The following is a 19,188-nucleotide window of genomic DNA, read 5'->3' on the forward strand; positions in this document are numbered from 1 at the left end:
GTTGGAAACCTCGGGGCATGTAATCCGTTACCTTTCACCGGGCGATCACGGCGCCTTGAAGACGCCGCCTTTCGGCGGCATGCAGATCGCATACAGGAGGTTCACATGACCAACTCCGCATCCATCTTTTCCGGCCTGCCGGTAAGCCGCCGCGCCGTCCTTGGTGTCTTTGCTGCTGCGGCCGTTGCAAACGCCGTTCCGTTTCCCGCTCTCGCTCAGGTCGCACAGGCGGCAGCACCTGCTGCCAACAACGCTACGGCACAGGCGATTGCCGATCATTTCTCCGGCGTCGCCACCATGCAGGGCGAGTTCGTGCAGTTTGGCCCTCGTGGCGAGCAGACCGGGGGCAAGTTCTTCATCGAGCGTCCCGGCAAGCTGCGCTTCAACTATGACGATCCGTCGCCGATGCGCGTCATTGCCGACGGCAGGAATGTCGCGATCGGCAACATTAAGCTGAAGACCTGGGATCTCTATCCGCTTTCCAAGACGCCGCTCAGCCTGCTGCTTGCGCCGCGTATCGACCTTTCCGCCGGCATGGTGAAGGGCGTGAAGCAAGAGTCCGATCTGACGACGATCTCGCTCGGCAACAATACGGTGTTCGGCAATTCGACGATCACGATGATGTTCGACCCGAAGACCTATGACCTGCGCCAGTGGACGATCACCGACAACCAGGGCAAGGACACGTCGGTGATGATCTTCAACGTGAAGACCGGCGTTGCTTTCGACGAGCGCGTATTCCGCGTGCCCTACGAGGATATCAAGGGCACCTCGGCAAACCGCGACTGATGCTTTTCGGTTGATCGCCGGCCGCTTTTACCTGCGAGCGGTTTTCTCGCCGACGCCTTTGCTCTAAAGCCTTTTCAGAGGGATCTGAAAGGGCAGGGCATGAGCTTCTCCATCACCACCTGGAACATCAATTCGGTGCGGCTGCGCATGCCGATCGTCGAGCAATTGGTGCTGAAGCACCGGCCCGACATTCTCTGCCTGCAGGAAACCAAGGTTCCGAACGACCTCTTCCCGTTGGCACCGCTACGCGCCATGGGCTACGAGCATATCATCATCCACGGCCAGAAGGGCTATCACGGAGTTGCCATCGCCTCCCGCGTGCCGCTGGCCGAGGATCATCGGCAGGATTACTGCAATGTCGGGGATGCGCGCCATATCTCGGCGGTCTTCGAGCGCGGCAACCGGCGCATCCGCCTGCATAATTTCTATGTTCCTGCCGGCGGCGACGAGCCGGACCGCACGATCAATCCGAAATTCGGCCATAAGCTCGATTTCATCGAGGAGATGAAGAACCTCAAGGCGAGCGCCGAGCCGAACACCTCAGCCATTCTCGTCGGCGATCTCAATATCGCGCCGCTGGAACATGATGTCTGGTCTCACAAACAGCTTCTGAAGATCGTCAGCCATACGCCCATCGAAACCGACGGGCTCATCGAGGTGATGAAGCGTGGCGGCTGGCACGATCTCATGCGTCAGCATGTGCCCGCCAATGAGAAGCTCTATACGTGGTGGAGCTACCGGGCGAAGGATTGGGAAGCTGCCGACAAGGGCCGACGGCTCGACCATATCTGGTCCTCGCCCGACCTCGGTCCGCATCTGCAGCGCATCGAGGTGCTTAAGGAAGCACGCGGTTGGGAGCGACCGTCCGACCATGTGCCGGTGACCGTGCATCTCAGCCTCTGAAACGTCAGCTGAAACGGTGAAACTGGCTTGCGGCCTGTGCCGCGAGATCGGCAATGCTGTCGCGGATACGGTTTTCCATAATGCGCGCCGCCGATGGATACTCCTCGATCAGTCGAAGGAACAGCGCGCGCGTAATGCGGATGATGCCGGTGTCTTCGCGGGCAATTGCCGTGAACTTGCGCTCCACCAGCGTTATGAGGGCCAGCTCCGAAATCAATGTACCGGGGCCAGCGATGGCTTCCGTCCGCGCCATACCATCCGAGCCCGTCACGCTGAGCTCGAGACTGCCGCTGGTGATCACATAGGCGCTTTCGGCGGGCGAGCCCTGACGGAACAGCATCTGCCCGGCCGCAATCACGCGACGGTCTGCGCCGAAGGCAATCAGGCGCAACTGGTCGTCGTTCATGTCCTTGAAGAGTGGAAGCTGCGCCAGCAGATGGATATCGTCGGAAAGAGACATGCTACGGGATGATCTTGTAGCCGCCGTTCTCCGTCACGAGGATCTCGGCGTTGGACGGGTCCCGCTCGATCTTCTGGCGTAGACGGTAAACGTGGGTTTCCAGCGTGTGTGTGGTGACGCCGGAATTGTAGCCCCAAACTTCTTCCAGGAGCACATCGCGGGTCACGACCTTCTGTTCGGCGCGGTAGAGGTAGCGGATGATCGCCGCCTCCTTTTCCGTCAGGCGGATCTTCTGGCCGTTGTCTGTGGTCAGCAGCTTCTGGCTCGGCTTGAAGAGATAGGGGCCGACAGTGAAAGTGGCATCTTCGCTCTGCTCGTGCTGGCGAAGCTGTACGCGGATGCGCGCCAAAAGCACGGCGAAGCGGAAAGGTTTTGTCACATAGTCGTTGGCGCCGGCCTCAAGGCCAAGGATCGTGTCCGAATCCGTGTCATGACCGGTCAGCATGATGATCGGCGCCTTGAAGCCGCCCTTGCGCAGCAGCTTTACCGCCTCGCGGCCGTCCATATCGGGCAGACCGACGTCCATGATCAGCAGATCGACCGGATTGGAACGGGCGGCCTGGACGCCCTTGCCCGCGGTCGCTTCCTGCAGAACCGTGAATTCCTCATACAACGACAATTGCTCCGTCAGTGTCTGGCGAAGGTCGTCGTCGTCATCCACCAGAAGAATGGTGCGTGCGGTCATGCGGGTGCGTCCTTGCGTTGGTCAGATACTCCTACGCCAAATTCCACATTTGGCAAGGATTGGCGATCTGCTGCTGTTGCTGCCTGAGGTTTCATATGGTTTCAATCGAAGCCCAAGGCAATTCAAGAACATGCGAGAAAAATGGAAAAAGCAAGGCGAAGGCGAAATGGGCAGCCCTCAACCCTCGTGGTGCGTGCAGCGCCGGGCAAGCCAAACAGAGCCATCGTCCGTTTTGGCCCGCTCATCTTGCCCGCCGCGATCGGCCGTAGCGGCCGGACCGTGATCAAGCGGGAAGGCGACGGGGCGACGCCGATTGCTGCCATGCGGCTGCTCTACGGTTTCCGGCGCGGCGAACGAAACGGCCATCTCCCTACAGCGCTGCCCATCAAGCGCATCCGGCCCGAAATGCTGTGGTGCGATCAGCCTGCCGATGCGAATTACAACAGGCCGGTCAAGGCGCCGTTCAAACCGAGCCATGAGGAGATGAAACGGAAGGACGGGCTTTACGATATCTGCCTGGTGCTCGACTGGAACGTGACCTCTCGGGCGCGCAATCGCGGCTCAGCGATCTTTTTCCATCTCATCCGGCCAGGATACGAGCCGACCGCCGGCTGTGTTGCGATCAGTGCCCGCGACATGCGCCGCATCCTGCCTCACCTCAGAAAGGGAACGATCCTCCGCGTTCTCTGATTGTATTGCGGACTCTCTGTCCTATATGGACTTTCGACCGGGCGCGCGGGCTGCAATGCGTCCAGGGAAAACCGCCTCGCGGCTTCAATTCATGCCCCATTCAATTCGTGTCTTTGGCCAATCCTTCAAACTTCCGGAGATATATTGTGACCACTCAGCCCATCATTACTTTCCACGACGGACATTCCATTCCCCAGGTCGGTCTCGGCGTCTGGCAGACGCCGCAAGATATCGCGGCTCCGACCGTGCGCACTGCACTTGCCGCCGGCTATCGCCACATCGATACGGCGTCCGGTTATGACAACGAAGAGGGCGTCGGCGAAGGCATCCGCTCCTCCGGCATCGACCGCAAGGATATCTTTGTCACCACGAAACTGCGCAATACCGACCAGGGCTATGACAATGCATTGCGTGCCTTCGAGGTCAGCCTGAAGAAGCTCGGCAGCGACTATATCGATCTCTATCTCATTCACTGGCCGTCGCCGCATCGCGGGCTTTACCGCGAAACCTGGAAGGCTTTCGTGCGCTTGAGGGAAGAAGGCCGCGTCCGCTCCATCGGCGTGTCGAACTTCTATCCGGACCATCTCGACCATATCGTCGGCGATACAGGCGTGGTTCCTGTTATCAACCAGATCGAGCTGCATCCGGACTTTCAGCAGAAAGCGGCGCAGGAAGCGCATAAGAAACTGAACATCGTCACGGAATCCTGGAGCCCGCTCGGCCAGGGCCGTTTCATTTCCAATCCGGTCATCGGTCAGATTGCTGCCAAGCACGGCAAGGCGCCGGCGCAGGTGATCATACGCTGGCACATCGATACCGGCCTCGTCGTTATTCCGAAGTCGGTGACGCCCTCGCGCATCGAGGAGAATTTCAACGTCTTCGATTTCAAGCTGGATGGCGAAGACATGGCCGCGATTGCCAAGCTCGATAGCGCCGGCGCTCGCATGGGTCCGGATCCGTACACGGCGACGTTCTAAGCGCCGTCTTCTCAGCCTCGCGCAATTAAAAAAGCCCGGCACGCGAGCGCCGGGCTTTTATCATCTCGGATGTGCGAGAGAGATCAGTTCCACTCGCGGATGTCAACAAAGTGGCCGGCGATTGCGGCTGCGGCGGCCATGGCCGGCGAGACGAGATGGGTGCGGCCCTTGAAGCCTTGACGGCCCTCGAAGTTGCGGTTCGAGGTCGAGGCGCAGCGCTCGCCCGGCTTCAGGCGGTCGTCGTTCATGGCGAGGCACATGGAGCAGCCCGGTTCACGCCAGTCGAAACCGGCGGCCTTGAAGATCTTGTCGAGGCCTTCCTGCTCTGCCTGTTCCTTCACAAGGCCGGAGCCCGGAACGATCATGGCGTTGACGGTCGAGGCAACGGTCTTGCCCTCGACGACCTTGGCGACAGCGCGCAGGTCTTCGATGCGACCGTTGGTGCAGGAGCCGATGAAGACGCGGTCGATGCTGATATCGGTCATCGGCGTGCCCGGCTTCAGGCCCATGTAATCAAGCGCACGCCACTTGGAGGCGCGCTTTGTCTCATCCTGGATATCGTCCGGGTTCGGAACGATGCCCTGTACAGAGACGACGTCTTCCGGGGATGAGCCCCAGGAGACGATCGGCGGCAGCTCGGCAGCGTTCAGCTTGACGATACGGTCGAAATGGGCGCCTTCGTCAGACTTCAGCGTCTTCCAGTAGGCGATCGCCTGTTCCAGCGCCTCGCCCTTGGGCGCACGCGGCTTGCCCTTGATATATTCGAAGGTGATCTCGTCGGGCGCAATCAGGCCGGCGCGGGCGCCGCCCTCGATCGACATGTTGCAGATCGTCATACGGCCTTCCATCGACAGCGCGCGGATTGCTTCGCCGGCATATTCGATGACGTAGCCGGTGCCGCCTGCGGTGCCGATCTCGCCGATGATGGCAAGGACGATATCCTTGGCGGTGACGCCTGCCGGCAGCTGGCCGTCGACCTGCACCAGCATGTTCTTCGCCTTCTTCTGGATCAGCGTCTGGGTCGCGAGAACGTGCTCGACTTCCGACGTGCCGATACCGTGAGCGAGCGAGCCGAAGGCGCCGTGCGTAGAGGTGTGGCTGTCACCGCAAACGATCGTCATGCCCGGCAGGGTGAAGCCCTGTTCCGGCCCAATGATGTGGACGATGCCCTGGCGCTTGTCGTTCTCGGAATAATATTCGACGTTGAACTCAGCGGCATTCTTGGCGAGCTGCTCGACCTGAATGCGGCTTTCCTCGTTCTTGATGCCGAGATGGCGGTCAGCAGAGGTCGGAACGTTGTGGTCGACGACAGCAAGCGTCTTTTCCGGCGCGCGAACCTTGCGGCCGGTCATGCGCAGGCCTTCGAAGGCCTGGGGCGAGGTGACTTCATGGACCAGGTGACGGTCGATATAGAGAAGACAGGTGCCGTCAGGCTGTTCGTCGACCAGATGGTCGGCCCAGATCTTGTCGTAAAGGGTACGCGGTGCGCTCATGGCTATAGTCCGTTTTGGCTGGAGCATGGAATTTAAGGGTATGGCGGACAGGCTCCGCCAGCCGTCGTTCGATCAACGAAGTCGGCTGTTGAGCGCACCGGAAACGGACGCAAAGAAACGTGCCGGCAGGCGATAATGGTCCTGCAGCACGAAAATATGCGCACCGATGCATCTGAACTTGGATTCCATGGCGCTGGATATAGCGATTTTTGTTCGAAACGGCAATTCCAATCGTACGGCGCTCTAGCGTCGCGGCATCTGCTTCATCTTCTTCTCGATCCGCCGCAGGAAGAGCGACAGGCCGATCGTCAGGATCAGGTAGATATAGGTGACGATCGAATAGGTCTCGAAGAAGCGGAAGGAGCCAGAGGCATAGACCTTGCCCATCTGCGTGATGTCGGCGACGCCGAGAACGGAGACGAGGGAGGAATCCTTCACCATCGAGACGAAGTCGTTGGAAAGCGGCGGGAAGATCACCCGGATCGCTTGCGGGAAGACAACGAGCCGGAAACGGCGGTAGCGCGACAGGCCGAGCGACTTGGCCGCCTCGATCTGGCCGATATCGACCGACTGGAAGCCGGCGCGGAAGATTTCGGCGATGAAAGAGGAATAGCCGATCATCAGGGCGATGATGGCGCGCCACATCAGCGACAGGTCGCGCACGAGGATTGGCTCGGCAATGCCGGTCTTTACCAGGGGTGTGATCAGGAAATTATAGGCTGCTACAACGCCCGGTGCGCCGACGAAGGCGATATAGAAGAGCAGCACGAGGATCGGAATGCCCCGGATAATCTCGATGTAGAAGCGGGCGATCTGGCGCAGCACGATGCTGTCGGAGAGGCCAAGTAGCGCAATGCCCAGACCGAGCACGGTTGCCAGCACAAAGGCAACGAGCGTCACGAACACGGTGATACCGGCACCATTCACGACGGTCCGGAAGACCTGCGCGTAGATATCGTTGGTGATGATGACGACGGCGAGGAGGATGCCGATCAGGATAAGGACGACCAGCCACCAGGGACGGTCGTCCTTCTCATGTCGCGGGGACGGTGGTAGTGCCATCTGCGATCGCTCGGAGGATTACTGGCCCATCTTGTAGTTGAGGAACCACTTCTTGTTCAGCGCATCAAAGGTGCCGTCCGCCTTCAGGTCGGCAATGGCGGCATTGACGGGAGCGACGAGATCGGAACCCTTCGGAAAGATAAAGCCAAAGTCTTCGGTGCCGAGCGGTTCGCCGACGACCTTCAGCCCGCCATTCGAGGAATCGACATAACCCTTGGCAGCGACACCGTCGGTCAGGACGAGATCGACATCGCCGGTCTTCAGAGCCTGCACGGTTGCGCCGAAGGTTTCGAAGAGTTTGATGCGCGGGTTCTGTTCGTTGCCATCGAGGATTTCATAGACGGCGGTATAGAAGGGTGAGGTGCCGGGCTGGGCGCCGATCAGGCCATCGTTGAAGGCGCCGAAACTCTTGGCATCGGTGAAGCGCTTCTCGTCGCCACGCACCAGCATGAACTGCTGCGAGCGCATGTAAGGGTCGGAAAAGTCGACCTTCTGCTTGCGGTCGTCCTTGATGGTGATGCCGGTCATGCCGATGTTGTACTGGCCGTCGGATACAGCCTGGATCATCGCATCCCAGCTGGTGTTCTGGTATTCGACCTTGAAGTTCAGCCGCTTGGCAATCTCGTTCATTGCGTCATATTCCCAGCCGATCTGCTGACCGGACTTGGGGTCGACGAACTGCAGCGGCGGATAGGCGTTTTCCGTCACCACGACGACAGTCTTGCCGCCAAGATCCGGAAGGCCGGCGGCGAAGGCTGCGAGCGGCGAAAGCATTGCGACGGTCAGGCCGGCAAGTACGGTGCGACGAAAGAACATGGTGTGGCTCCCCAATATTTGAACGGCAGAATTGTCACGGAAGATGCTGATATGGCAAGGCTGCAGGCGTCGCCGATCAGCGCAAAAAAGAAAAGGCGGCCCAAAGACCGCCTTTCCCATGCAATGATTTCGCTTTCGCGAGCTGCTTATTCAGCCGAACCTTCAGCAGCGGCTGCAGCTTCTGCGGCGGCCTTTGCTTCAGCGGCTTCTGCTGCTGCCTTTTCGGCGGCGAGAGCCTGTGCTGCTGCAACCTTTTCAGCTTCGATACGTGCCTTTTCCTCAGCAAGGGCCTGACGCTCGGCATCGTTGAGCTTGCGGGCGCGGGTGCCGGTGTTCTCGACGATACGAGCCGACTTACCGCGACGATCGCGCAGGTAATAGAGCTTGGCGCGACGGACCTTACCGCGGCGAACGACTTCGACGCTTTCGATCATCGGGGAGTAGACCGGGAATACGCGCTCGACGCCTTCGCCGTAGGAGATCTTGCGGACCGTGAAATTTTCCTGCAGACCGCCGCCGGAGCGGGCGATGCAAACGCCTTCATAGGCCTGAACGCGGGTACGGTTGCCTTCCGTGACCTTCACGTTGACACGGACGGTGTCGCCCGGGGAAAATTCGGGAAGGGTGCGCTTGGCTTCGATCTTGGCGGCCTGTTCGGCCTCAAGCTGCTGAATGATGTTCATCGTCTTAACCTTTGGTTCTTCTGAAACAGCCAGAGCGCTCATACGGTCCTTCGGTCGATGCCTCCGGAGTTTGCCCTTGCGGGCGGGAGCGGATTCGCCATTCTTTGTTTGCTGGCAGACGGGGTTAAACCCCATTTCCGCGTGCGCCATTACACGAAAGACTTCCACCTGTCATCCCTTGGACGACAAATTTGTGAAATCAGCCCGCTTTTTCGGGCTTCTGCGCCCCAATCAGGTCTGGCCGCCTTTTCTTCGTCAGCGAGACGGATTGTTCATGGCGCCACTTCTCGATGGCGCCGTGATTGCCGGAAGTGAGGATCGCCGGAATCTCGCGGCCTTCCCATTCCTGCGGGCGGGTGTAATGCGGATGTTCCAGAAGCCCGCCTTCGAAGCTTTCATGCAGGCCGGAGAGGTCATTGCCCATGACGCCAGGCAGGATGCGTACGATCGCGTCGAGCAGGATCAGGGCCGCCGGCTCGCCGCCTGACAGTACGTAATCGCCGATCGAGACTTCCTCGAGTTCGCGTGCCTCGATCACACGCTGGTCGACGCCTTCGAAACGGCCGCAGAGGATGATCACTCCGTCGCCGGCCGCCAGCTGCCGCACGCGCTCCTGCGTCAGCGGCTTGCCGCGCGGGCTCATCAGCAGGCGCGGGCGGTTGTCATTTTCAGAAGTGCTGTCGATGGCGCGGGCGAGCACGTCGGGCTTCAGCACCATGCCGGCGCCGCCGCCAGCCGGCGTGTCGTCGACGGTGCGATGCTTGTCAGTGGCAAAATCGCGGATCTGCACGGCATCAAGCGACCATTGTCCGCGCTCTGCCGCCTTGCCTGCTAGCGAAAATCCCAGATGACCCGGAAACATTTCCGGGTAAAGTGTCAGAACGGTCGCCCGGAAAGCCATGGCGCCTACTTCTTTTTCTTCGGCTTGGCGGGAGTGAGGCCCTTCAGATCGTCGGGATCGTCGATAAGGCCGGCGGCAAGCGGATCAATGAGCAGCTTGCCGGCTTCAAGGTCGATTTCAAGCACGGAGGCTTCCGAAAAGGGGATCAGCACCGGACGCTTGCCGGGGCCTTTGAGTTCCAGAAGATCGCCGGCGCCGAAATCGAAGACTCCGGTCACCGTCCCGTAGCTGATGCCTTGATCGTCGAAGGCTTCGAGCCCTTCCAGATCGGCATAGAAGAACTCGTCGTCCTCCAGTTCCTCATCCGACAGGTTGTCGCGTTCGATGTAGAGTTCCAGGCCGTTCAACGCCTCAGCGGCGTTGCGGTCGTTGACGCCGCGGAAGCGGACGACGACCATATTCTTCATCTCGCGCAATTCGAGAACCTCGAAAATGCGCCCATCCATGCTGTGCAGGTGGCCATAATCGCCGAGCGCGGTCGGGTCGGCCGTGTAGGCTTTTACACGCACCTCGCCGCGAATGCCCTGGGCGCCACCGATGGTCGCCATCAGCACCGGGTTTTCAAGCTTGGTCATGGGGTCCTTCATTCGAACGCAGGCAAGAAGCTGAGATCACGCTTCTCATAAACGAAGTGCGCGGGAATGGAAACGAAAACGGGCGGCATGTCGCCATGCCGCCCGTCAGGATTGGGTCGAAACCGATTATTCGGCAGAAGCAGCAGCTTCAGCAGCGTCAGCAGCCTTCTGAGCCCTTTCGGCAGCGCGCTCCTGAGCCTTCTTGCCCGGCTTTGCCTTTTCCGGGTTGTTGCGGGTCTCGCGCTTGGAGATGCCGGCTTCGTCGAGGAAGCGCAGGACGCGGTCGGTCGGCAGGGCGCCGTGGTCGAGCCAGTGCTTGATGCGCTCGCCGTTCAGTTGAACGCGCTTCTCGTCGTCCTTGGCGAGCATCGGGTTCCAGGAACCGAGGTTCTCGAGGAAGCGGCCGTCACGCGGGCTGCGGGCATCGGCGAGAACGACGTGGTAGTACGGGCGCTTCTTGGAACCACCGCGTGCGAGACGAATTTTCAGTGCCATATTCTTTACTCCTTAGGCTTTTCTTGAACCGCTCTGTTGAGCGGCATGGTTATCGGGCTGCGGCGCTCTGTTCAGCGTGGTCCGCAGCGATCTGCTCATGATGCCGGATGACTTCCTTGATGACGAAGTTCAGGAACTTCTCGGCGAAATCCGGGTCCAGATGCGCATCTTCGGCAAGCTGACGAAGGCGAGCGATCTGGTATTCCTCGCGCGCCGGATCGGCCGGCGGCAACTTGTACTTAGCCTTCAGCACGCCGACCTCTTTGGTGCAGCGGAAGCGTTCGGCCAGAATGTGAACGAGCGCCGCATCGATATTGTCGATCGACTGGCGGTAGCTCGAAAGCTGGGCTTTGACGTCTGGATCAATCATGGGGCAGGCGATCCTTTCACTTCTTCTTGGGCAATCCGGGCAGGCCCGGGAAACCACCACCAAGGCCCGGCAGCTTTGCGCCGCCAAGACCGGGCAATCCGCCCGGCAAGCCTCCGCCTAGACCGGGCATACCCCCACCCGGTTTTCCGAGACCCGCGGCTTCCGCCTGCTTCTGCAGCGCTTCAAGCTGCTTCGGGTCGATATTCGAGAGATCAGGCATGCCGCCCATGCCGCCGAGGCCCCCCAGCCCCATCTTGCCGGCAAGGCCGCCCATCATCTGCTTCATCATGCCGCCTTTGCCCTTGCCGCCCATCATCTTCATCATGTCGGCCATCTGCCGATGCATCTTCAGAAGCTTGTTGATGGCAGCCGCATCCGTGCCGGAGCCGGCAGCGATGCGCTTCTTGCGCGAATGCTTGAGCATATCAGGGTTGGCGCGCTCGGCCTTGGTCATCGACTGGATGATGGCGATCTGGCGGCCGAACAGCTTGTCGTCCAAGCCGGCGGCGGCCATCTTGTCCTTCATGCCGGCCATGCCGGGCATCAGGCCCATGATACCGCCCATGCCGCCCATCTTCTGCATCTGACGCAGCTGGTCGGCGAGGTCGTTCAGGTCAAACTTGCCCTTGGCCATCTTGGCGGCCATGGCAGCCGCCTTTTCGGCGTCGATGTTTTCAGCAGCCTTCTCGACGAGCGAGACGATGTCGCCCATGCCGAGGATACGGTCGGCGATACGACGGGGATGGAATTCCTCCAGCTCGCCCATTCGTTCGCCGACGCCGATCAGCTTGATCGGCTTGCCGGTAACGGCGCGCATGGAAAGGGCCGCACCGCCGCGGCCATCGCCATCCATGCGGGTCAGAACGAGGCCGGTGATGCCGACGCGATCGTCGAAGTTGCGGGCGAGGTTGACGGCGTCCTGGCCAGTCAGGCTATCGGCGACCAGCAGGATTTCGTGCGGGCTCGACTTCTTCTTGATGTCGGCCATTTCGACCATCAAAGGTTCGTCGATATGGGTACGGCCGGCGGTGTCGAGAATGACGACATCATGGCCGCCGAGCTTGGCGGCCTGAACGGCGCGGGCGGCGATATCGGTCGGAGACTGGCCGGCAATAACAGGCAGCGTGTCGATGTTTGCCTGGGCGCCGAGCTGGCGAAGCTGCTCTTGCGCTGCCGGACGGCGCGTGTCGAGCGATGCCATCAGCACCTTCTTCTTCTCGCGCGTCGTCAGACGGTTGGCGATCTTCGCCGTCGTCGTGGTCTTGCCGGAGCCCTGCAGGCCGACCATCATGATGACGACCGGGGCTGCCGCATGAAGGTCGACACCGACACCTTCGCCGCCGAGCATCTCGATGAGCTCGTCATGGACGATCTTGACGACCATCTGGCCGGGCTTGATCGACTTCAGGATCTCGGCGCCAACGGCCTTTTCACGCACGCGGTCGGTAAAGGAGCGGACCACTTCCAGCGAAACGTCGGCTTCCAGAAGCGCACGGCGAACCTCCCGCAGCGCTGCGGAAACATCACTTTCCGAAAGCGCGCCACGGCCTGTCAGTCCATTCAGGATGGAACCAAGACGGTCCTGGAGGTTCTCAAACATCGGCTCTTCCTTGATACGTTTCGGGGAGTTTTGGGATGCCCTGGAACGTCGTGCTTTTCCTTGACGAAAACAAGACGCAAAGCCAAAAAGCACCCGAGGGCGCAGCGCGCTGTCGGATGTTGACCTCCGGAATCCAGTCCCGGTCGGCGGCTCGGAGTCTGTTACTCGTCGCGGATTGGGCGCGATAAACAGGAAAGCTGCGGGAAAGTCAAGGCGAATGCGTTCAACGGCGTCGTGGCAGGCTTTTCCGACGTCGTGCGGCAGGACTGGTGCGGGGATATTCCGCTATGCAGCCGGTCGCGCGACGGAAGTATATATCTATATATACTAACATATTCGCTTTAAAATTAGCCGATGTTTAGTTGAATATTTTGATCGGCAAGCGCGAATTCGCGCGAAATGCCAGTTGCAAAATATTCCGCTTCTGATTCTACTTTCTACTTAAGTAAATTCTGTAAAATGATTCGTGAATATCCTTGATGCCGAATGAATCGGCGGAGATATCAAATGATAAACCCAGATATAGAAAGCTGGGCGCTGGCACGCGCCCATAATATAGTTCTGCGAGAAGGCCTGAATTTGGCGAAGGCGGCACAGGACCTGGATCGCAAGCGGTCCCGCCTGCTGGTCTACGAGCTCAGAAAGGTCATTACCGCCGCTATCGTCGAAGCGCACGCGGCGTCTCTCAATTCCGAAGGCACGGTGCGGTAGATCCGGATTTCGCCTAGTTTGCAAAGGCTGACAGTGCCGTACCCGTTCTGATTTCGCGGGCCTGGCCTTTATGCTTAAGAAAGAGGACGAACCTCGCTTGGCGTTCACCCACTGGTAATCCCCGAGCATTTCCGCCATATACAGCCAAAACGCAGCGGAAATAGTCAAATGACTAACACGGTCGAATTCGCGAAGATGAACGGGCTTGGCAACAAGATCCTGGTTGTCGACATGCGCGGGCGGACCGACAAGGTGACGCCGGAGGCGGCGATCGCACTCAATACGGATGCAGAGACGCAGTTCGATCAGATCATGGCGATCCATGATCCGAAGGCGCAGGGAACAGACGCATATATCGACATCCTCAACTCCGACGGATCCAAGGCGCAGGCCTGCGGCAATGGTACGCGCTGCGTCGTGCAGGCGCTCGCCGCCGAGACCGGCAAGAAGGCCTTCACCTTCCAGACGGTTGCCGGCATCCTGAATGCCGTCGAGCATGAGGATGGCACGATCTCCGTCGATATGGGCCGGCCGGTTTTCGAATGGAACCGTATTCCACTCGCCGAAGAATTTCACGATACGAGCCGCATCGAGCTGCAGATCGGGCCGATCGACAATCCGGTGTTGCATTCGCCTTCGGCCATGTCGATGGGCAATCCGCATGCGATCTTCTGGGTCGACCGCGATCCGATGAGCTTCGATCTCGAACGTTTCGGGCCGCTACTGGAAAACCATCCGATGTTCCCGGAAAAGGCGAATATCTCGCTGGCGCAGGTCATCTCGGATTCGGCGCTGCGGACACGCACATGGGAGCGCGGCGCCGGCCTGACACTCGCCTGCGGTTCGGCTGCCTGTGCTTCCGCCGTCAGTGCCGCGCGCACCGGCCGCACCGGCCGCAAGGTGACGATCGATGTCGCCTCCAGCCCGATCCGCCAGCCGCTGGTTATCGACTGGCGCGCGAATAACCATGTCGTCATGACTGGTCCTGCCGAATGGGAATGGTCCGGCACGGTCGATCCGACGACCGGCTCATGGTCACGCGATGCTGCACCCGGAGCGGAAGCGCGGTGAGCGGCGTCGAGGTCATCACCTTCGGCTGTCGTCTCAATACCTATGAATCCGAAGTCATGAGATCGCAGGCCGAAGCGGCCGGGCTCAACAATGCCATTCTGGTCAATACCTGTGCCGTGACCGGTGAAGCTGTGCGCCAGGCCCGCCAGGCGATCCGCCGCGCGCGCCGCGACAATCCGCATGCCCGCATCATCGTCACCGGCTGTGCAGCCCAGACGGAAAAGCAGACCTTCGCCGAAATGGCTGAAGTCGATGCCGTGCTCGGCAATGAGGAAAAGCTGAAGGCTGCCTCCTATCGCGCGCTTCCAGATTTCGGCGTTTCGGCGGAAGAGAAACTGCGCGTCAACGACATCATGAGCGTGCGCCACACTGCGCCGCAGATGGTCAAGCATATCGACGGCCACGTGCGGGCCTTCATCCAGGTGCAGAACGGCTGCGACCACCGCTGCACCTTCTGCATCATCCCCTATGGGCGCGGCAATTCGCGTTCCGTGCCGATGGGGGCGGTGGTCGAACAGGCGCACAGTCTCGCGGAAAGCGGCTATCGTGAAATCGTGCTGACCGGCGTCGATGCTACGAGCTATGGCGCAGATCTTCCCGGCGAGCCGACGCTTGGGCTGCTCGCAAAGACGCTGCTCAAGCAGGTGCCTGACATACGCAGGCTGCGGCTATCTTCGATCGACAGTATCGAGGCCGATCGCCATCTCATGGACCTCATCGCGGACGAACCGCGCTTCATGCCGCATCTACATCTCTCCCTGCAGCATGGCGACGACATGATCCTCAAGCGCATGAAACGCCGCCATCTGCGTGCCGATGCTCTGCGTTTCATCGAAGACGTGCGGCGGCTACGGCCGCAGATCAGCTTTGGCGCAGACATGATCGCCGGCTTCCCGACGGAGACCGAAGAGATGTTCGAGAACGCTGTGCGCCTCGCCGAAGAAGCCGACATCGCGCATCTGCACGTCTTCCCCTACAGCCCACGGCCCGGCACGCCTGCCGCGCGTATGCCGCAGCTCGATCGCTCGCTCATCAAGGATCGCGCCGCTCGCCTCCGCGCCACTGGACAGATGCTGTACCAGCGCCATCTGGACAAGATGGTCGGAACACGGCAATGGCTGCTGGTGGAAAATAACGGTCTTGCCCATACGGAAAACTTCACGCTTGTTGCCGTGCCCGGCCTTCGCCCGCGCGATATCGTCGAAGCGACGATATCAGGCCACAACGGCAAGCATCTCGATATGCAATTGACGGCTGCCGCGGCGGCCTGACTTCACGGACAGCTCATGGCGCTCAGTTTCATCAAAAAGGTCTTCACCTTCGGCAAGCCGGCGGAAGAGCCTGTGCCAGAGGCCGTTGAACGGGAGCTGGAGCCGCGCTCGCGCAACGAAGATCTGCCAGTTGCGGCCGATCCTGTTCTGGCCGAGGAAATGGATACGGCCGGCGGGCCGGCGGCGGATATCGATGAAGCTCTCGCCGAGCAAGAACCGGTTGAAGCTCAGTCGGAATTGCTCCCCACCGTCGATGATCTGGGCGACATGGACGTGGTTCCCCTGTCGCTGTTGGAAGCCGAGGCGGAAGCGAATGCAGATGACGCTGCGGTAGCACCCCCCTCTGTCCCTTCGGGACATCTCCCCCACAGGGGGGGAGATCGTTTGGAGGATGACGCTGCCGTGAGAGAGGAAGGCAGAGTCGAGCCTACGGAAGTATTTCCAGAGGAGATTCCGGTTGAGGAGGCGCAGAATATTCCGGTGGAGGTGGAGCAAGGTTCTCAATCCTTGCCAATCTCCCCCCTTGTGGGGGAGATGTCCGGCAGGACAGAGGGGGGTGTCACCCCCGCCGAATCGGCGCCGGATCCCATCCTTCCCAGAGGCTTTGCCACTGGACCGGTCGCTGAACCCGAGCCTCTGGTCACTCCGCAGCCAAGACTTTCCTGGTTCCAGCGCCTGCGCAATGGCCTCGCGCGCACGTCCTCGCAGTTAACCGGCCAGATCGCCGCGCTCTTCACCAAGCGCAAGCTCGATGACGAGACACTGCAGGATCTCGAAGATCTGCTCATCCAGGCTGACCTCGGCGTCGAGACGGCGATGCGGGTGACCGATACGCTTGCTTCGGAGCGTTACGGCAAGGACGTGACCGGCGAGGATGTGAGCCGCATCATGGCGGCCGAAATCGCCAAGGTGCTGAAGCCGGTCGCCAAGCCGCTGCAGCTCGATCTCTCGCACAAGCCGCATGTTATCCTCGTCGTCGGCGTCAACGGTACCGGCAAGACGACGACGATCGGCAAGCTTGCGGCGAAGCTTTCCGGCTCCGGCCTCAAGGTCATGGTGGCGGCCGGCGATACGTTCCGTGCAGCCGCCATCGAGCAGCTGAAGATCTGGGCCGATCGCACCAAGTCCGAATTCATCGGCACCAAGCTCGGCGCGGATGCGGCAGGCCTTGCCTATGATGCCTTCGAGCAGGCGAAGGCCAGGAAATGCGATGTGCTGATCATCGATACGGCCGGCCGCCTGCAAAACAAGGCGGAGCTGATGGCCGAGCTCGAGAAGATCGTGCGCGTGCTCGGCAAGCTCGACCCGGATGCGCCGCACACCGTTCTCCAGACGCTCGATGCGACGACGGGTCAGAACGCACTCAATCAGGTGGAAATCTTCCGCAATGTCGCCGGCGTCAGCGGGCTGATCATGACCAAGCTTGACGGAACGGCGCGTGGCGGCATTCTGGTGGCGATTTCCGCCAAGCATAAGCTGCCGGTCTATTTCATCGGTGTCGGGGAAGGGGTCGACGATCTCGAGCCGTTCGAGGCAGAGGATTTTGCGCAGGCCATTGCCGGTCTTGGCCAATGATGCCACAGATTAGCCGTTGATGGCTTGCATGCATTGCAAAAAAGCAGGTTTGAAGAAGCATGACGACTGAAAGCGATATTACTCCCAGCGCCGCAGACCGGCATCATCCGCTTCTGAAACTGGCGCTGGAACTCGGGCCGCTTCTGGTCTTTTTCTTTGCCAATCTGCGTGGTGAATGGCTCGTCGCGCGTTTTCCGGCGTTGGCCGAACTCGGTGGTCCGCTCTTCGTGGCGACCGGCCTCTTCATGGGCGCGACCATTCTCTCGCTGGTGGTTTCCAAGATCATGCTTGGCCATCTGCCGATCATGCCGTTCGTTTCTGGTATCGTCGTGCTGATCTTTGGTTCTCTGTCGATCTGGCTTCAGAACGAAACCTTCATCAAGATGAAGCCGACGATCGTCAATGCGCTTTTCGGTTTTGCCCTGCTTGGCGGCCTCGCCTTCGGCAAATCGCTGCTCGGCTATGTCTTCAACGCCGCCTTCCAGCTCGATGCCGAAGGCTGGCGCAAGCTGACGATCCGCTGGGGCATCTTCTTCCTGTTTCTTGCGGTGCTGAACGAAGTCGTCTGGCGTAATTTCTCGGATAATTTCTGGATTGCCTTCAAGGTCTGGGGCACGATGCCGATCACCATCATCTTCACCATGGCGCAGATGCCGCTGGTGCTGAAGCACAGCATTTCCACCGAGGCTGAAAGCGAGAAGTGACTGTTATCAACGGCGCCGACCGGTCACGGCATCAGATCTTCTGGTTTTCCGCCTGCCTTGCAGTTCTGATCGCCCAGATAGTTGCCGAATATCTGGTGGGCCGGGTGCCGATCTGCACTTGCGGCTACGTCAAGCTGTGGGAAGGCACGGTCAATTCCAGCGGCAATTCCCAGCATCTGTCCGACTGGTACACACCGTCGCATATCATTCACGGCTTCCTGTTCTACGGGCTGGCGCATCTCGTGCTTCGCGGCAAGCCGTTTGCGGCGCGCCTGCTCCTGGCTGTTCTCATCGAATCCGGCTGGGAGCTTCTGGAAAATTCGCCTTTGATTATCGATCGCTACCGCACGGCGACAATCTCGCTCGACTATTACGGCGATAGCATCATCAATTCGGCCATGGACACGATCTTCATGGCCGTCGGCTTCTTCTTCGCCTCGAGAGCGCCTGTGGCGCTGACTGTTGCCATTGCCATCTTCTTCGAGATTTTCACCGGTTACGTGATCCGGGATAATCTGACGCTGAATGTGCTGATGCTGATCTGGCCTGTCGAAGCGATCAAGGTCTGGCAGGGCGGGGCTTAGGAAACCGGCTTGCCCAGCGCCTTTTCCATTGCTGGAAAAAGACCTTCCTTCAGGCTGATATCGTCAAAGGGGCCGACACGCTTGTAGATGATCGTGCCATCTGGCGCGACGAGATAGCTTTCCGGAATGCCGTAGACGCCCCAGTCGATTGCCGCCTTGCCGTTCGGGTCGACGCCGATGGCGTGATAGGGATTGCCGAGTTCGCCGAGGAAGCGCAAGGCGTTCTCGTTCTTGTCCTTGTAGTTGATCGCGACGATGTTCAGCCGCCCATCCTCGGCAAGCTGCTTGAGAAGGGGATGTTCATCGCGGCAGGGAATGCACCAGGAGGCGAAGACGTTGACGAGGGTAAGCTTGCCCTTGATTGCCTCATCCGTCAGCGCCGGCAGATTGGAACCTTCGAGCGGCGGCAGGTTCAGCGACGGCGCTTTGGTGCCGATCAAAGCTGAGGGGATTTCGGCGATATTCTTGCCATGGAAATCCTGATCGTAGAGCATTTTCGCTGCCGTTGCCGCGATGCCGCCAAAGACGAGCAGCGGAATCAGGGCAAGCACATAGCGGCTGGCGCCGCGGCTTTTCGGCCTATTTTCTTGCGGAGCCTCGGTCATTCCTCGTCCTTCGGTCGGGCGGACCGGCGGCGGATACCGGCGGCTTCAAGCGCTGCCAGTTCCTTCTGGCGTGCGCGCCCGTCAGTCCAGGTCCAGAGCGTTACCGCGATCGTCACAACGGCGGCAAAGCCATAGGAGCCATAGACGTAGAAAGCGTAGGAGCTCATC

The 19,188-nt window shown here is 60.1% G+C and carries 23 protein-coding genes; 10 read left to right on the top strand and 13 right to left on the bottom strand.

Going from position 1 to position 19,188, the window contains the following annotated elements; translation table 11 throughout:
- Positions 1 to 105 precede the first annotated feature (105 nt).
- Entirely contained in the window at positions 106 to 789 is a 684-nt protein-coding gene (locus H4W29_RS10435) for an outer membrane lipoprotein carrier protein LolA (protein WP_192728852.1), read from the top strand.
- Between the two features lie 99 nt (positions 790 to 888).
- A complete protein-coding gene (locus tag H4W29_RS10440; protein WP_192728853.1) occupies positions 889 to 1,692 on the top strand; it encodes an exodeoxyribonuclease III in 804 nt (267 codons plus the stop codon).
- A 4-nt stretch (positions 1,693 to 1,696) separates the two neighbouring features.
- Here H4W29_RS10440 and H4W29_RS10445 read toward each other — a convergent pair whose 3' ends face one another.
- Positions 1,697 to 2,152 carry a cyclic nucleotide-binding domain-containing protein gene (locus H4W29_RS10445; RefSeq protein WP_192728854.1) on the bottom strand — a complete coding sequence of 152 codons (456 nt, stop codon included), beginning with the start codon at positions 2,150 to 2,152 and terminating at the stop codon, positions 1,697 to 1,699.
- Position 2,153: 1 nt separating this feature from the next.
- Positions 2,154 to 2,837, bottom strand: a complete 684-nt coding sequence (locus H4W29_RS10450; RefSeq protein WP_112564470.1) for a response regulator transcription factor — start codon at positions 2,835 to 2,837, stop codon at positions 2,154 to 2,156.
- A gap of 141 nt (positions 2,838 to 2,978) precedes the next feature.
- On the opposite strand from H4W29_RS10450, the gene H4W29_RS10455 reads away from it, so the two are divergent.
- Together H4W29_RS10455 and H4W29_RS10460 are read left to right on the top strand one after the other, a co-directional pair.
- The gene (locus tag H4W29_RS10455) at positions 2,979 to 3,527 is read left to right on the top strand and encodes a L,D-transpeptidase family protein (protein ID WP_192728855.1); all 549 of its coding nucleotides are present in this window, start codon (positions 2,979 to 2,981) and stop codon (positions 3,525 to 3,527) included.
- A 146-nt stretch (positions 3,528 to 3,673) separates the two neighbouring features.
- On the top strand, positions 3,674 to 4,504 hold the full coding sequence (locus H4W29_RS10460; protein WP_192728856.1) for an aldo/keto reductase: 831 nt from the start codon (positions 3,674 to 3,676) through the stop codon (positions 4,502 to 4,504).
- 83 nt (positions 4,505 to 4,587) lie between these two features.
- Here the strand turns inward: H4W29_RS10460 and leuC are convergent, their stop codons facing one another.
- From leuC to ffh, 9 genes are all read right to left on the bottom strand, one after another.
- The gene (gene leuC / locus H4W29_RS10465) at positions 4,588 to 5,997 is read right to left on the bottom strand and encodes a 3-isopropylmalate dehydratase large subunit (protein WP_192728857.1); all 1,410 of its coding nucleotides are present in this window, start codon (positions 5,995 to 5,997) and stop codon (positions 4,588 to 4,590) included.
- A gap of 243 nt (positions 5,998 to 6,240) precedes the next feature.
- Positions 6,241 to 7,059 carry an amino acid ABC transporter permease gene (locus H4W29_RS10470; protein ID WP_192728858.1) on the bottom strand — a complete coding sequence of 273 codons (819 nt, stop codon included), beginning with the start codon at positions 7,057 to 7,059 and terminating at the stop codon, positions 6,241 to 6,243.
- Between the two features lie 18 nt (positions 7,060 to 7,077).
- Entirely contained in the window at positions 7,078 to 7,875 is a 798-nt protein-coding gene (locus H4W29_RS10475; RefSeq protein ID WP_192728859.1) for a basic amino acid ABC transporter substrate-binding protein, read from the bottom strand.
- A gap of 146 nt (positions 7,876 to 8,021) precedes the next feature.
- Positions 8,022 to 8,558, bottom strand: a complete 537-nt coding sequence (rplS, locus tag H4W29_RS10480) for a 50S ribosomal protein L19 (RefSeq protein WP_037070794.1) — start codon at positions 8,556 to 8,558, stop codon at positions 8,022 to 8,024.
- A 199-nt stretch (positions 8,559 to 8,757) separates the two neighbouring features.
- The gene (gene trmD, locus H4W29_RS10485; protein ID WP_192728860.1) at positions 8,758 to 9,459 is read right to left on the bottom strand and encodes a tRNA (guanosine(37)-N1)-methyltransferase TrmD; all 702 of its coding nucleotides are present in this window, start codon (positions 9,457 to 9,459) and stop codon (positions 8,758 to 8,760) included.
- Positions 9,460 to 9,464: 5 nt separating this feature from the next.
- Positions 9,465 to 10,034: a ribosome maturation factor RimM gene (gene rimM, locus H4W29_RS10490; RefSeq protein WP_112545711.1), complete on the bottom strand. Its 570-nt coding sequence runs from the start codon at positions 10,032 to 10,034 to the stop codon at positions 9,465 to 9,467.
- 126 nt (positions 10,035 to 10,160) lie between these two features.
- Positions 10,161 to 10,529 carry a 30S ribosomal protein S16 gene (gene rpsP, locus H4W29_RS10495; protein WP_192728861.1) on the bottom strand — a complete coding sequence of 123 codons (369 nt, stop codon included), beginning with the start codon at positions 10,527 to 10,529 and terminating at the stop codon, positions 10,161 to 10,163.
- A gap of 49 nt (positions 10,530 to 10,578) precedes the next feature.
- The gene (locus H4W29_RS10500) at positions 10,579 to 10,899 is read right to left on the bottom strand and encodes a chorismate mutase (RefSeq protein ID WP_037101839.1); all 321 of its coding nucleotides are present in this window, start codon (positions 10,897 to 10,899) and stop codon (positions 10,579 to 10,581) included.
- A gap of 16 nt (positions 10,900 to 10,915) precedes the next feature.
- Positions 10,916 to 12,499: a signal recognition particle protein gene (gene ffh / locus H4W29_RS10505; protein WP_192728862.1), complete on the bottom strand. Its 1,584-nt coding sequence runs from the start codon at positions 12,497 to 12,499 to the stop codon at positions 10,916 to 10,918.
- Positions 12,500 to 12,985: 486 nt separating this feature from the next.
- Between ffh and H4W29_RS10510 the strand changes: the two genes are divergently transcribed.
- The 6 genes from H4W29_RS10510 (at position 12,986) to H4W29_RS10535 (ending at position 18,415) form a co-directional block, all read left to right on the top strand.
- Positions 12,986 to 13,210, top strand: coding sequence for a hypothetical protein (locus H4W29_RS10510; RefSeq protein WP_183749420.1), 225 nt, complete (start codon positions 12,986 to 12,988; stop codon positions 13,208 to 13,210).
- Between the two features lie 168 nt (positions 13,211 to 13,378).
- The gene (gene dapF, locus H4W29_RS10515; RefSeq protein WP_192728863.1) at positions 13,379 to 14,281 is read left to right on the top strand and encodes a diaminopimelate epimerase; all 903 of its coding nucleotides are present in this window, start codon (positions 13,379 to 13,381) and stop codon (positions 14,279 to 14,281) included.
- Positions 14,278 to 15,552, top strand: coding sequence for a tRNA (N(6)-L-threonylcarbamoyladenosine(37)-C(2))-methylthiotransferase MtaB (gene mtaB, locus H4W29_RS10520; protein WP_192728864.1), 1,275 nt, complete (start codon positions 14,278 to 14,280; stop codon positions 15,550 to 15,552). The genes dapF and mtaB overlap by 4 nt, the downstream gene beginning before the upstream one ends.
- Before the next feature lie 15 nt (positions 15,553 to 15,567).
- Positions 15,568 to 17,127, top strand: coding sequence for a signal recognition particle-docking protein FtsY (gene ftsY, locus H4W29_RS10525; protein WP_192728865.1), 1,560 nt, complete (start codon positions 15,568 to 15,570; stop codon positions 17,125 to 17,127).
- A gap of 59 nt (positions 17,128 to 17,186) precedes the next feature.
- Complete coding sequence (locus tag H4W29_RS10530) at positions 17,187 to 17,831, top strand: septation protein A (protein WP_192728866.1); 645 nt, start codon at positions 17,187 to 17,189, stop codon at positions 17,829 to 17,831.
- Positions 17,828 to 18,415 carry a DUF2585 domain-containing protein gene (locus H4W29_RS10535; RefSeq protein ID WP_376776558.1) on the top strand — a complete coding sequence of 196 codons (588 nt, stop codon included), beginning with the start codon at positions 17,828 to 17,830 and terminating at the stop codon, positions 18,413 to 18,415. The genes H4W29_RS10530 and H4W29_RS10535 overlap by 4 nt, the downstream gene beginning before the upstream one ends.
- Here the strand turns inward: H4W29_RS10535 and H4W29_RS10540 are convergent.
- Together H4W29_RS10540 and ccmD are read right to left on the bottom strand one after the other, a co-directional pair.
- Entirely contained in the window at positions 18,412 to 19,020 is a 609-nt protein-coding gene (locus H4W29_RS10540; RefSeq protein WP_192728867.1) for a DsbE family thiol:disulfide interchange protein, read from the bottom strand. The two genes, H4W29_RS10535 and H4W29_RS10540, sit on opposite strands and share 4 nt — an antisense overlap.
- Complete coding sequence (gene ccmD / locus H4W29_RS10545) at positions 19,017 to 19,187, bottom strand: heme exporter protein CcmD (RefSeq protein ID WP_192728868.1); 171 nt, start codon at positions 19,185 to 19,187, stop codon at positions 19,017 to 19,019. Before ccmD ends, H4W29_RS10540 begins: the two co-directional genes overlap by 4 nt.
- Position 19,188 lies beyond the last annotated feature (1 nt).

It is taken from the genome of Rhizobium viscosum, from assembly GCF_014873945.1.
Taxonomy (GTDB): Bacteria; Pseudomonadota; Alphaproteobacteria; order Rhizobiales; family Rhizobiaceae; genus Rhizobium; species Rhizobium viscosum.

What these genes read in the sequence shown, in the direction of transcription:
- trmD (WP_192728860.1), bottom strand. Translation starts at nt 9,459, where the DNA reads ATGGCTTTCCGGGCGACCGTTCTGACACTTTACCCGGAAATGTTTCCG.
- H4W29_RS10445 (WP_192728854.1), bottom strand. Translation starts at nt 2,152, where the DNA reads ATGTCTCTTTCCGACGATATCCATCTGCTGGCGCAGCTTCCACTCTTC.
- H4W29_RS10440 (WP_192728853.1), top strand. Translation starts at nt 889, where the DNA reads ATGAGCTTCTCCATCACCACCTGGAACATCAATTCGGTGCGGCTGCGC.
- H4W29_RS10475 (WP_192728859.1), bottom strand. Translation starts at nt 7,875, where the DNA reads ATGTTCTTTCGTCGCACCGTACTTGCCGGCCTGACCGTCGCAATGCTT.
- ffh (WP_192728862.1), bottom strand. Translation starts at nt 12,499, where the DNA reads ATGTTTGAGAACCTCCAGGACCGTCTTGGTTCCATCCTGAATGGACTG.
- dapF (WP_192728863.1), top strand. Translation starts at nt 13,379, where the DNA reads ATGACTAACACGGTCGAATTCGCGAAGATGAACGGGCTTGGCAACAAG.
- H4W29_RS10470 (WP_192728858.1), bottom strand. Translation starts at nt 7,059, where the DNA reads ATGGCACTACCACCGTCCCCGCGACATGAGAAGGACGACCGTCCCTGG.
- H4W29_RS10455 (WP_192728855.1), top strand. Translation starts at nt 2,979, where the DNA reads ATGGAAAAAGCAAGGCGAAGGCGAAATGGGCAGCCCTCAACCCTCGTG.
- rpsP (WP_192728861.1), bottom strand. Translation starts at nt 10,529, where the DNA reads ATGGCACTGAAAATTCGTCTCGCACGCGGTGGTTCCAAGAAGCGCCCG.
- H4W29_RS10500 (WP_037101839.1), bottom strand. Translation starts at nt 10,899, where the DNA reads ATGATTGATCCAGACGTCAAAGCCCAGCTTTCGAGCTACCGCCAGTCG.
- ftsY (WP_192728865.1), top strand. Translation starts at nt 15,568, where the DNA reads ATGGCGCTCAGTTTCATCAAAAAGGTCTTCACCTTCGGCAAGCCGGCG.
- H4W29_RS10510 (WP_183749420.1), top strand. Translation starts at nt 12,986, where the DNA reads ATGAATCGGCGGAGATATCAAATGATAAACCCAGATATAGAAAGCTGG.
- H4W29_RS10450 (WP_112564470.1), bottom strand. Translation starts at nt 2,837, where the DNA reads ATGACCGCACGCACCATTCTTCTGGTGGATGACGACGACGACCTTCGC.
- H4W29_RS10530 (WP_192728866.1), top strand. Translation starts at nt 17,187, where the DNA reads ATGACGACTGAAAGCGATATTACTCCCAGCGCCGCAGACCGGCATCAT.
- rplS (WP_037070794.1), bottom strand. Translation starts at nt 8,558, where the DNA reads ATGAACATCATTCAGCAGCTTGAGGCCGAACAGGCCGCCAAGATCGAA.
- rimM (WP_112545711.1), bottom strand. Translation starts at nt 10,034, where the DNA reads ATGACCAAGCTTGAAAACCCGGTGCTGATGGCGACCATCGGTGGCGCC.
- H4W29_RS10540 (WP_192728867.1), bottom strand. Translation starts at nt 19,020, where the DNA reads ATGACCGAGGCTCCGCAAGAAAATAGGCCGAAAAGCCGCGGCGCCAGC.
- ccmD (WP_192728868.1), bottom strand. Translation starts at nt 19,187, where the DNA reads ATGAGCTCCTACGCTTTCTACGTCTATGGCTCCTATGGCTTTGCCGCC.
- leuC (WP_192728857.1), bottom strand. Translation starts at nt 5,997, where the DNA reads ATGAGCGCACCGCGTACCCTTTACGACAAGATCTGGGCCGACCATCTG.
- H4W29_RS10435 (WP_192728852.1), top strand. Translation starts at nt 106, where the DNA reads ATGACCAACTCCGCATCCATCTTTTCCGGCCTGCCGGTAAGCCGCCGC.